The sequence below is a fragment of the Bradyrhizobium altum genome (genome assembly GCF_020889705.1).
In the GTDB taxonomy this organism is placed as follows: domain Bacteria; phylum Pseudomonadota; class Alphaproteobacteria; order Rhizobiales; family Xanthobacteraceae; genus Bradyrhizobium; species Bradyrhizobium altum.
This window is the reverse complement of the sequence record NZ_JACMYP010000013.1, coordinates 58,442-69,695: the sequence shown is the minus strand read 5'-3', so window position 1 is coordinate 69,695 and position 11,254 is coordinate 58,442. Positions and strand designations below refer to the sequence as shown.

The 11,254-nt window shown below is 64.8% G+C and carries 12 protein-coding genes; 4 read left to right on the top strand and 8 right to left on the bottom strand.

From position 1 onward, the window contains the following. Window positions 1-1,494: bifunctional protein-serine/threonine kinase/phosphatase (locus tag H8B02_RS06500; protein WP_229165433.1), on the top strand; the 1,494-nt coding region annotated here is incomplete at its 5' end. Window positions 1,495-1,614: 120 nt separating this feature from the next. On the opposite strand, the gene H8B02_RS06495 is transcribed toward H8B02_RS06500, so the two are convergent. The 3 genes from H8B02_RS06495 to H8B02_RS47950 form a co-directional block, all read right to left on the bottom strand. Beyond that, window positions 1,615-2,835, bottom strand: coding sequence for an ABC transporter substrate-binding protein (locus tag H8B02_RS06495; RefSeq protein ID WP_229165431.1), 1,221 nt, complete (start codon window positions 2,833-2,835; stop codon window positions 1,615-1,617). A gap of 36 nt (window positions 2,836-2,871) precedes the next feature. After that, window positions 2,872-4,650, bottom strand: a complete 1,779-nt coding sequence (locus tag H8B02_RS06490) for an acyl-CoA dehydrogenase family protein (RefSeq protein WP_376711606.1) — start codon at window positions 4,648-4,650, stop codon at window positions 2,872-2,874. A gap of 69 nt (window positions 4,651-4,719) precedes the next feature. Continuing rightward, window positions 4,720-4,848, bottom strand: coding sequence for a hypothetical protein (locus tag H8B02_RS47950; protein WP_283842150.1), 129 nt, complete (start codon window positions 4,846-4,848; stop codon window positions 4,720-4,722). A 55-nt stretch (window positions 4,849-4,903) separates the two neighbouring features. On the opposite strand from H8B02_RS47950, the gene H8B02_RS06485 reads away from it, so the two are divergent. Beyond that, window positions 4,904-5,899, top strand: a complete 996-nt coding sequence (locus H8B02_RS06485; protein WP_229165428.1) for an IclR family transcriptional regulator — start codon at window positions 4,904-4,906, stop codon at window positions 5,897-5,899. Between the two features lie 43 nt (window positions 5,900-5,942). On the opposite strand, the gene H8B02_RS06480 is transcribed toward H8B02_RS06485, so the two are convergent. The 4 genes from H8B02_RS06480 to H8B02_RS06465 all read right to left on the bottom strand — a co-directional run bounded on the left by H8B02_RS06480 (window position 5,943) and on the right by H8B02_RS06465 (window position 9,621). Then, window positions 5,943-6,569, bottom strand: coding sequence for a hypothetical protein (locus H8B02_RS06480; protein WP_229165427.1), 627 nt, complete (start codon window positions 6,567-6,569; stop codon window positions 5,943-5,945). Further along, the gene (locus H8B02_RS06475; RefSeq protein WP_229165426.1) at window positions 6,566-7,108 is read right to left on the bottom strand and encodes a c-type cytochrome; all 543 of its coding nucleotides are present in this window, start codon (window positions 7,106-7,108) and stop codon (window positions 6,566-6,568) included. The genes H8B02_RS06480 and H8B02_RS06475 overlap by 4 nt, the downstream gene beginning before the upstream one ends. An 81-nt stretch (window positions 7,109-7,189) precedes the next feature. Beyond that, window positions 7,190-8,962, bottom strand: coding sequence for a PQQ-dependent dehydrogenase, methanol/ethanol family (locus H8B02_RS06470; RefSeq protein WP_229165424.1), 1,773 nt, complete (start codon window positions 8,960-8,962; stop codon window positions 7,190-7,192). A 143-nt stretch (window positions 8,963-9,105) separates the two neighbouring features. Continuing rightward, entirely contained in the window at window positions 9,106-9,621 is a 516-nt protein-coding gene (locus H8B02_RS06465; RefSeq protein WP_229165423.1) for a copper chaperone PCu(A)C, read from the bottom strand. Window positions 9,622-9,719: 98 nt separating this feature from the next. Here H8B02_RS06465 and H8B02_RS06460 point away from each other — a divergent pair, with 98 nt between their 5' ends. Together H8B02_RS06460 and H8B02_RS06455 are read left to right on the top strand one after the other, a co-directional pair. Continuing rightward, window positions 9,720-10,742, top strand: coding sequence for a phosphotransferase (locus tag H8B02_RS06460; RefSeq protein ID WP_229165421.1), 1,023 nt, complete (start codon window positions 9,720-9,722; stop codon window positions 10,740-10,742). A 20-nt stretch (window positions 10,743-10,762) separates the two neighbouring features. Then, the gene (locus tag H8B02_RS06455; RefSeq protein ID WP_229165418.1) at window positions 10,763-10,984 is read left to right on the top strand and encodes a hypothetical protein; all 222 of its coding nucleotides are present in this window, start codon (window positions 10,763-10,765) and stop codon (window positions 10,982-10,984) included. 16 nt (window positions 10,985-11,000) lie between these two features. Here the strand turns inward: H8B02_RS06455 and H8B02_RS06450 are convergent, their stop codons facing one another. Continuing rightward, window positions 11,001-11,183 carry a hypothetical protein gene (locus H8B02_RS06450; RefSeq protein ID WP_050420832.1) on the bottom strand — a complete coding sequence of 61 codons (183 nt, stop codon included), beginning with the start codon at window positions 11,181-11,183 and terminating at the stop codon, window positions 11,001-11,003. Window positions 11,184-11,254 lie beyond the last annotated feature (71 nt).

Below are 11,254 nucleotides of genomic sequence, written 5' to 3'. Positions count from 1 at the left end.
GCCTATTGCTCGCTGCCCGAGACGCTCGGCGTCCGCCGCCGCGCCGCGCGGGCGCTGGAAGCCGCCAACAGCTGGATCTACGGCCAGGGCCGCGTCGATGCCGCCCGCAGCGGCATGGCTTGCGCGTTCTCCTCGATTATCCTGTCACGACGGCAATGCCATGTGATCCATATCGGCGACACCCGTGCCTATCGCCTGAGCGAGGGACGGCTTGAACGCCTGACGCAGGACCATATCGCCGGCCGCGGCGACCTCGCCCACATGCTCAACCGCGCCATCGGCTTCGAGGAGTTCGCCCGCTTCGACTATACCTCCGTCGGGCTGCGGCAGCATGATCGTCTCCTGATCTGCAGCGACGGGGTTCATGGCGCGCTCGCTGATTCCCGCCTGCAGCTGCTCCTGGAAGAACGCACGCCGCCCGACGAATCGGCGCGCAGCATCGTCGATGCTGCGCTCGCGGCCGGCAGCAGCGACAACACGACCGCGCTGGTGCTCGACGTCGTCGACCTGCCGCCGGCGGATCGCGACGATCTCACCCTTGCGATCGCAACGCTGCCGATCCTCGATTTGCCTGACAGCGGCGACACGATCGACGATTTCACCCTTGGCGACGTATTGTCCGACGGGCGCTACAGCCGCCTGTTCAAGGCAACTGACAAGCGCGCCAGCCGCGAGGTGGTGCTGAAGTTCCCGCATCCGCGGGTCGCCAGCGAAGGCTCCTACCGCCTCGCCTTCGTGCGCGAGGCCTGGGTCGCCGCGCGCGTCCGCAGCCTCTGGATCGGCGAGATCATCGAGGTGCCGGCGGAGCGGCAGACCAGGCTCTATTCGGCGATGCCGCTCTACGAGGGCGAAACGCTGGAGCAGCGGCTTGGCCGCGCGCCTCGGCTGTCGCTCACCGACGGCATCGCGATTGCAACCAAGCTGGTGCGCGCGGTCACGGCGCTGCACCGCGCCGGCATCATCCATCGCGACATCAAGCCCGACAACGTGATCCTGCTGAAAGACGGCGGGCTACGCCTCGTCGACCTCGGCGTCGCGCGCGTGCCGCTGCTGGAGGATTTTCCCGCCGAGGATATTCCGGGCACCGCGAGCTACATGGCGCCCGAGCTGTTCGGCGGCAAGGCCGGCGACGAGGCTTCCGACCTGTTCGCGCTCGGCGTCACCGTCTACCGCATGTTCACCGCGAACTATCCGTTCGGCGAGATCGAGCCGTTCTCGCGGCCACGGTTCGGCAAGCCGGCGCCGCTGTCACGCTACCGGCCGGACCTGCCGGCCTGGCTCGATGCCGTGATCGGCAAGGCGCTCAGCGTCGAGCCCGCGCAGCGCTTCGGCGACGCCATCGAGTTCGCGCACGAGTTGGAGAACGGCGCCACCTGGGCCGGCCCCGCGGTCACGACCCGCAAATCGCTGCACGACCGCGATCCCGTGACCTTCTGGAAGGTGCTGTGCGCCATCCTGGCCCTGATCATCGTGGTGCTGCTGGCGCAGCACTAGAGCATTTTCGGTTCTGACTGAATCAGAACCGAAGCTCCAGATTCTTGTTCTGACGCGTTTTCTTTACGCAAACCGGCGTCCACTTCGCTCGAAAACGCTCGAGCGCTGCGAACGCAAACGTCACTGAGCCTTCGTCACAAACGGACAACCACCTTCCGCGAGCGGCCGCCAGGCTTCGTCCGGCGAAATCGTCGCGATCACCTTTTCGTAGTCCCAAGGCTCGCGCGACTCGGATGGCGATTTGGCCTGGACCAAATACATCGAACGCATCACCTGCCCATCCTCGCGGATCCGTGCACTCTGCGTCATGAAATCGTTGACCGGAAGCTTGCGCATGGCGGCGGCTACGGCGCCAGGATCGTCGGTTCCGGCCGCCTGCACTGCCTTCAAATAATGCATCACTCCACTGTAGACGCCGGCCTGGATCATGGTCGGCGCCTGCCCGTGCCGACGCGCCATGAAGCGATGACCGAAGGTCCGGGTTGCCTCGTTCTGGGTCCACGAGAACGACGTCGCGTAGATGATGCCCTGCGCCGCCTCAAGGCCGAGCGAATGCACGTCCGTGATCAACATCAGAAGAGCGACGATGTTTTGGTCGGTAGATTTTCCGATGCCGAACTCCGAAGCCTGCTTTAGGCTGTTGACCGTATCGCCGCCCGCGTTCGCCAATGCAATGATTTTCGCCTTCGAGTTCTGTGCCTGAAGCAGGAACGATGATAGGTCCGACGCACCGAGCGGATGGCGAACCGAGCCAACGACCTTGCTCCCCGCGGTCGTGACGAAGCTTGATGCGTCACGCTCCAGCGCATGGCCGAAGGCGTAGTCCGCGGTCAGGAAGAACCACGTATCCGCGCCCTTCTTGAGCATGGCCTTGGTGACGGCGGAGGCTTCGGCGTAAGTGCTGTAGGTGAAATGAAACCCATAAGGCGAGCACTGCTTTCCGGTGAGATCGGAACTACCAGGCCCAGAAATCACAAAGATGCGCTTCTTCTCGCGGGTGATGGCCTGAATGGCCAGCGCCGTCGCCGAATTGCCGCCATCGGCAATCAGATCTACACCGTTCTCGTCGATCCAACGACGCACGATGCCGGAGGCGATATCGGGCTTGTTCTGATGGTCGGCGGACATCAGCTCAACCTTCTTTCCGAGCACGGTCGGGCCAAAATCTTCGATCGCGAGCCGGGCCGCTTCGACCGACCCCTCGCCCCCAAGATCGGAATAAAGTCCCGACATGTCGTTGATGACGCCGATGCGCACCACGTCGCCGGAGATTTGTGCGCGCGCGGACCCGACCGCAGCGAGACAAAAGACTGCCGCAAGCACGGCCGCAATCGATCGCATGGAAACCTCCCCCTCGGCGTTCTTGGTCTGTTGCGGTCAGGCCGTCAGGAGCCCGGCCGCCGCAGCGAACGTGACGGGCGCATCACCGAGCACCAGCGCGATGGCATCGCGCTCCCAAGCATCGTCGGCCGGGGCCAGCGGGTCCTTGGCGGTCAGGCGATGCTCGAGCACGAACCGCGACAGCAGCAGCCGCCGCGGATCGACTTCCGCCTGGCATCCTTCCCAGGCGAGCATGATCGCCGATGCCGCATGGTAGAGCGCGCTCGCGGCAAGCCGCGCAGTGTGCTCCGACTGGCGATCGGCCGCGATCTGCTCGGCAAAGGCGATCGAGCGGTCGAGCGCGGTGCGAAGCCGCGTGCGGTACGGATCCGGCAGGCTCGACGCCTCCTCGAGGCGCGCCTGCAACGCCGAGGCAAGCGCCCGCTGCGCGCCGCTCTTGCCGACGGCGCGCGAGATGATGTCGAGCGCGTTGATGTTGCTGGTGCCTTCCCAGAGCACGCCGACATGGGCGTCGCGCACCAGCCGCGGCTGCACCCATTCCTCGATGTAGCCGTTGCCGCCGCGTACCTCCATCGCGCCGGTGGCGACCGGAATGTTGTCGCGGCAGGCGCGGTACTTCAACAGCGGCGTCAGGATGCGCAGCAGGTCCCTCGCCTGCGCCGAGCCGGCATTGGCATCGTCCATCGCGCGCGCCGCCACGAGCATCATCGACAGCGCCTGCTCGGTCGGCACGATCAGCTTCATCAGCTGCCGGCGCAGCAGCGGGAAATCCATCACGCGCCGGCCAAACGCTGCGCGCGATGAGGCGCTGACCACGGCTTCGTTGACACAGCGCCGCATCATCGCGGCGGCACGCACGCCGTGCGACAGGCGCGAGAGGTTGACCTGCTCCATCATCTGCTTGAGCCCCTGCGTCGGATCGCCGACGAGATAGGCAACCGCATTGTCGAGCCGGATCTCGCCGGATGCCATCGACTTGGTGCCGAGCTTGTCCTTGAGGCGGACGATCCGGTAGCTGTTGCGCCGGCCGTCCTTGAGGCGGCGCGGCAGCGCGAACAGCGCGAGCCCCTTGGTGCCTGCGGGTGCGCCCTCAGGCCGCGCCAGCATCAGCGCGACGTTGGCATCGGCGTGCGAGCAGAACCATTTGTCGCCGGTCAGACGCCAGACGTCGCCATCGCGGCGCGCAACGGTTTCGACCGCGCCGACGTCGGAGCCGCCGGCGCGCTCGGTCATGAACTGCGTGCCCTTCCACAGCGTCGCCATATCGTCCGACAGCATTTTCGGCAGCAGATAGGCCTTGAGCTCGTCCGAGCCGAATTTGCGGATCAGATGCGTCGAGGTGTCGGTGACGCTGATCGGGCACATCAGCCCGAACTCGGACTGCGCGAACAGATACTGAAATACATATTTGGCCACGGCCGGCAGCGGCCGATCCATGCCGAGCACGCCGGCGCGATGGCTCATGGCATGAAACTGAAAATCCCCGAAGGCGATCGCCTCCATCTCGCGATAGGCCGGATGATAGTCGATCCAGTCCTCGTCGCGGCCGTAGGCGTCCCTCGGATTGAGTACCGGCGCATGCTTGTCGGCGACCCGTGCCAGCCGGTCGAGCCTGCCGCCGGCCAGTTCGCCAAGACGCTTGAAGTGCGGCTCCAGCCGCTCGCGATCCTCGCGCGCCAGATAGAGCTCCAGAAGGCCGCGGAGCCCGCGATCGAGATCATAGAAGTTGAGGCCCGCACAATCATGCGAGATGTGGCGGGCCGGATCGGCCGGCACGCCGGCATCGTCGGGGCTGCGAAGGTCGCGCGCGCTCATCTGCATCGGGGAACTCCCTTTGGGATGACGTCGCAGCAGCCTTGCCGGCGTGCGCGATGTCATCGGTGTTCAAACTTCGCCTGCAACATCGGGAACGATCGCGGCGATGTCCATCGGCGGACGCCCGCACGAGAATAATTTCAGATACGTGGAGGAAATGCCGCCCGCGCGCGGACCGCGCGCCAGGTCATGCTGCACCGCGGACTCTTGACCTCCGTTGGTTTCGCTGCACATTCGACGGCAGAAGGCGACAATGAATGTTGCAGCGCACCAGGCCTGCGCTTTGTTCAAGGACACGAGCGGCAAGAAGATGAAGGGCGTTCGCTCCGATACCCAGCCCCCGTCCCGGCGCGGCCGACGGCGCATCGTCGCCGACCGCGTTCGCACGCAACCCGACGATCCCGCGGCAATGGTGATCGAGGCCAACCGGCATGACGAGTTGTTCCGCGCCGCCGACGGCAGCCCCGATCCGTCCGTCGTCAAGTCCGCGCATCGCGTGCTGCGCATCTTCGAGTATTTTGCCGAGATCGAACGGCCCGCGGCCATGACCGAGATCGCGCGCCGGTTGAACTATCCGCCGTCGAGCACGTCGGCGCTGCTGAAGAGCCTCGTTGAACTCGGCTATCTCGACCACGACCGGCAGGCGCGCACCTACCGGCCGACGGTCCGCATCGCCCTGCTCGGCGGCTGGCTCACGAGCGAAAGGCTGCCGGGCGTCACGCTCGATGCGATCACGCGCGAGCTGCACGAGGCGACGCGGCTGACCACCTTCGTGGTGGCGCGCAACCAGCTCTACAGCCAGTACATCCGCGTGCTGCAGGGCACGACACCGGTGCGCTATTATCTCGAGCCCGGCGCGCGGCGGCTGCTGACTCACTCGACCCCGGGTCGGGTGTTTCTCAGCCTGATGAACAACGAAGATGCGCGGCGGATCGTGCAGCGGATCAACGCCGAGGAAGCACCGTCATCCGCCGTCCGATTCGGCGATATCCAGCATGCGCTGGCGACGATCCGCCGGCAGGGCTTCGCCTATACGCGCGACATGGGGACGCCCGGCCTGAGCGCGATTGCGATGCGGTTGACCGAGTCCGACCAGACGCCACCGCTCGTCGTCACCGTTGCCGGCCCGAGCTCGATTGTCTCGGCGGAAGCCAAAGCGATCGTCGGAAAGATGCGCGAGCTGGTCGAACGGCAGTCTCCCGGCCTGTTGCCGCAGATCGACATCGACGCAGCGCCGATCGAGACCTAAGATCGGGCGGGCTACGCGGTGCAAACGCGCCCGATCGATGTTCCTACGACCCCGCGCGGCGGATCGTGATCCGGGTCTCGTCGGTCATATCCTTGAGCTCCTTGTTCGGCTCGCGATAGAGATGACGCTCGATCTCGACGGTCCGGCCATCGGCGGTCTTGCTGCACGTCTCGTCGACGAATACGCCACCGACCTCCTGCTTGTCGGCGCCCGGCTTCGCCTCCGAGCAGGTCCAGCCGTCCTCGCCGTAGCGCGACTTCGCCTGCAGGCCGAGCAGGAACGCCTTCTTGCGCAGATAGAGCCGCGCCTTCGGATCGGTCTCGATCGTCAGCGCCGCGATCCTGGCGTCCTTGTCGATCATCACGGTCAGGATCGCGGGATGGCCGCCGACCATGGTGCCTTCCCGCGCGGTCTCGCGGTCATACTCGAAGCGGATGCCGCGCAGCTGGTCCGGTCCGGCCGGGCAAGCCGCCCACTGCGCCCATTCCGCCAATCGGTGCGTCTTCTCACCGACGCAGGTCAGGTTGATATATCCCGCGTCGGGAACGCTGCTGATTTCCATGCCGACATTGATGTCGCGCAGGTCACCTGCCGTGGCCATCGCCGGCACCGCCGCGGTGACTGACGCGGTGAAGACCAACCCGCGGATTGCCGATCCCTGCTTGCTCATGGCTTTGCCTTCTCGCTCTGGTCGGACGACGCGGCGGCGTGGCCGGCCTCCTTGTAGACATTGCAGACACGCGAGCCATCGCCGAAGAAGGCGATGCATTCGTCATAGCTCGGCTCACCCTTGCCCTTGACGTGGGCGAGCACATAATCGGCGACCGCCTCGATCTCGTTCGGCCGCAGGAACACGTTCGCCTCGGGCGGCATGCGATCCGCGACATCCTGCCGGGTCATCTCGTAGCATTTCGTGGTGTCATAGGAGCCGCGCACGAAGAACGGCATGCCGGTGCCCGGGCGTCCGCACGTCACCGTCTCGATGATCTGCTCGCGGGTCAGCTCGGTCTTGCGCAGCGACAGCGCGTCGCCGCCATAGCCGCCGCCGCCATTGCCGTGCCATTTGTGGCAGCCGACGCAATTGCCGCGCTTGAACACCGCCTTGCCCGCGTCGGTCGGATCGCTTGCCGACTGCGCGTGCGCGGTACCGACAAATCCCGTCACCAGCGCGCAACCGAGCCACGCGCCAACCAGCCATGTTTGTTTCATTTGTCTTGTTTCTTGTCTGATTTCTCTCTCGGCCAGATCGACGCGGGAGGCCTCTCAGTGAAGCCTCCCGCGCTTGCGATGTCAAAGCGCGAACACGTAGAGCATCGAGCCCGGCTGCATCCGCTTCAGCTCGGGCGTGGCATCGATGAACCACTTGTCCCAGGCACCGCCGAGGCCGACCAGGATCGCGACATACTGCTTGCCGTCCACCGAGAACGTCATCGGAGGCGCATTGACGCCACCGCCGGTGTTGAACTCCCACAGCTGCTGCAGCGACTTCGCGTCGTAGGCGACCACCTCGCCGGACGGCTGTCCGGAGAACACGAGGTCGGGCGTCGCCAGGATGCCGCCGAGGTTCGGGAATTGCGTTTCCGCCTTCCCTGCCACCTTGCCGGTGGTGACGTCGATCGCGGTCACGCTGCCGGTGATCTTGACCGGCTGGCTCGGTCCGCCGCCGGTGAAGAACTCGCGCGCCTTGACCTTGTCCGGCGTCATCTCCTCGACCTTGATGTGGTTGCAGCTCTCGATGACGGGAATGTACCAGAGCTTCAGGTTCGGATTGTAGGCGGTCGGCGGCCAGTTCTTGCCGCCCATGTTGCCGGGGCAGATATCCGTCTCCTTGTTGGTCCGGCTCGGCGTCACCGACGCATTGTACTTCTGCACCCCCTGCTTCGGATCATACTCCACCGGCTTGCCGGACTCGGGATCGAGTCCCTTGGTCCAGGTCACCTTCTTGACGAAGGGCAGACCCCAGACGAACTTGCCGCTGTTGCGATCGACCGCATAGGCAAAGCCGTTGCGGTCGGCCTCGAGCGCGAGCTTCAGCGTCGTGTTGTTGGGGCCGGGGACGTCGACCAGCACGTTCTCCGCCACGCTGTCATAGTCGTAGGGATCGTTCGGCGTGTGCTGGTAGTGCCACTTGATCTTGCCGGTGTCGGCATCGAGACCGAGCGACGAGTCGGTGTAGAGGTTGTCGCCGGGCCGGTATTCGTTGTCCCAGTCCGGTCCGGGATTGCCGACGCCCCAGACGATGGTGTTGGTCGACGGGTCGTAGCTGCCGGTGACCCAGGTCGATCCGCCGCCGCTCGCCTTGGCGTTCTTGTCGTCCTTCCAGGTCTCGGAACCGGGCTCGTCCTTGCCCGGGATGGTGTGGGTGCGCCAGACTTCTTTCTGGCTCTTCAGGTCGGTCGCGGCGACCCATCCGCGAATGCCGTATTCGGCGCCAGCGACACCCGTGATCGCCATGCCCTTGACGATCAGTGGCGCGCCGGTGATCACCTCACCCTTGTCGGGATCGGCGACCTGACGCTGCCAGGCGACCTGCCCGGTCTCCTTGTTGGTCGCGATCAGGCGGCCGTCGAGCGTGTGCGAGATCACGAGGTTGTCCCACAGCGCAACGCCGCGGTTGTCGACGCCGCAGCAGGCGACCGCGCCGGCCCAGTCGTGGTCGGTCTTGGGATCCATCTTCCAGAGCAGCACGCCTTTGCCGCCGTGCGCGTCGATCTTGTAGACCGAGCCCCAGCCGTCGGTGACGTACATGAATCCGTTCTCGACGATCGGAGTTCCCTCCAGGCCGCCGTGCCCCCAGATTCCGCCGCCCTCGACGCCGCCGAGATGCATGGTCCAGGCGACCTTCAGGTTCTTGACGTTGTCCTTGTTGATATCCGCCAGCGACGAGAAGCGGGTCGCCGAGTAGTTCTTGTGATGGTGCAGCCAGTTGCCTGCTTCCTTGTCAGCGTTGAGCAGGCGATCCTGGTTGACATCGTCGGCGAGCGCGAACGAGCTCGCCAAGGTCGCAGCGGATGCTACTGCCGCCGCAAGCATATGCGATCTAACCCAATTCAGCCTTGTCATCAGTTCATTTCCTCCGGATCCAGCGTTCTTCATTGATCGAACCGCCCGTCACATACGGGCGGTCGCGCGAGAAGCTTTTCGTCCCGGCGATCGGCCGTGCCGCCCGCCGCCTTCCTTAGTCACTTGTCTTCACTTGTCTTGGGTCACTTCTGGACCTGCACCTCCGTCTCGATGGTTCCAGCTTTCTGAAAAACGATCGCGCATTTGAAGGTCTCGCCCGGCGCGAGCGCCTGACGCAACTGCAGCAGCATGACGTGATAGCCGTCGCGCTTCAGCTCGAGCGTCGCCTTGGCCGGGACTGGTATATTGGATATCGAGCGCATGGCGGGCGCGCCTTCGCCGCGATCGACGATGTGGCGCTCGGAAAAATTCGCGACCGGGCAGCGGACACGGAGCAGCGCATCGGCGCTGTCTGCCTCGTTCCTGATCGTCATCGTCAAGGGAAGGTCTCCGCCTTCTTTGTCCGCAGCCGGTACGCGCGCATCCACAATCGCCAGGGATTCGTTCGCGACGGCGTGATGCACCACTCCGAACGTGCTGATCAGGCAGAATAATGGCAACGCGATCCATGATCTGCGCTTGACGATCCTGCACGCAACGGCGCTATGCAACCCCCGCTCGAACGACATCAAGTTTTCCCGACATGATTTTTGCGGCATTGTTTCATGCTTCGTCGCGCGCGACCAGCAATTGAAGATCGGGAACTCAACATCAATGCGATTTCGGCACGCATAGCCGTCATGCTAACTTTTTGTGCATGAGTGATCTCGATACACTTCAGTCGGCAGAACGCGATGCTGCGTTGCGTGAGGTGATCGGCAGGGCAGCGATCGACGCTGTGACGCCGATCTCAGGCGGCACAACGGGCGCGCGGCTGTTCCGAATCGATGCGGGCGGCCGCCGCTATCTGTTGCGAGCGGAGGGGCCGGTCAGTCCGCTGCAGCGATTGCGGATCGAGGGACCAGCGAGCGCGCTGCAAAATCCGCATCAATATACGTCGCTGCGCATCGCCGCCGAAGCCGGCATTGCACCAAGGCTCTACTACGCCGACGAAGGCTCGCGCATTGCCGTGATGGACTTTGTCGCGAGGCAACCGCTGGGCAGCTACACTGGCGGACTGCCTGCGTTGGCAGAGACGCTCGGCGAATTGCTGGCGCGGCTGCACGCGACACCGGTCTTTCCACATCTGGTACGCTATCCGGATATCGTGGGCTGGCTCTGGTCCCACGTCTGTCGTACCGGCTTGTTTGCTCCTGGCACGCTTGATCGATACAGCGAACATTTCGAGCGTATCCGTGCGGCCTATGTCTGGAATGATGCGAATTCGCTCTCCAGCCACAATGATCTGATTCCCGCCAACATCCTGTACGACGGCAAGCGGCTCTGGATGATCGACTGGGAGTCCGGCTATCGTAACGATCCGCTGGTCGATATCGCCATCATCAGCGACAGCATCGCGCGGTCGGCGGAGCTCGAAGACGTCCTGCTGCGGTCATGCCTCGGCCGCGCGCCGGACGACGCTGTGCGTGCCCGGCTTCGGCTCGTGCGCGCCCTTAGCCGACTTTATTACGCCAGCGTCCTGCTCAGCGCGTCAGCAATAGCGCCACGCGCGGCACCTCACACCAATATTGCGGCGCCGACGCCAACGGAATTCAGGGCGGCCATCCGAAGCGGCCGGCTCAAGGCCCGCACACCCGCGGCCAGGCACGTACTTGGAAAAATGTTCCTGGCCTCGTTCTTAACCGACGTCGCGACGCCCGGCTTCGATCTCTCGGTATGACGGTCAACCCGGCGGATTGAATGTGCGCGCAAAGAACACCGGCGGGCGAGCCTTTTCCAAGACGCACGTCGCAGGTCACCCTCGCCTGCGGCAGCCTCGAACGCGCCGAGCGCCCCAGCGTCCGGATGCCGGAGAACGGCGTCATCTTCAGCGACGGCATCGAGGCCGACCAGCTCGATTTCAACTCGGGAAGGGAAGCCCAGATCACGGTCGCGGAGCGCGAGGGACGGCTGGTGGTGTGAGACTGCCGCGCGTAGCTCACTGCGGCACGGGATGCAGCCGCGCCAGCTGGTCGAGCGACAACCCGGCTTCGCGATCGCTCAAGGGAAAGCGGACGATGATGTCCTGGCGCGCAAGCTGGCCCCAGAGCGCGTCCGACGACCACTTCTGCGGCTCGGGTCCGCGCGGACCGTCAATCCAGATGAAGTACCATTCCGTCATGGCACGCGACCAAGGCTCCCTCTCCGGAAGATTGGTCTTTCGCCGGCCAATCCGCAACGCCGGATTTCGCG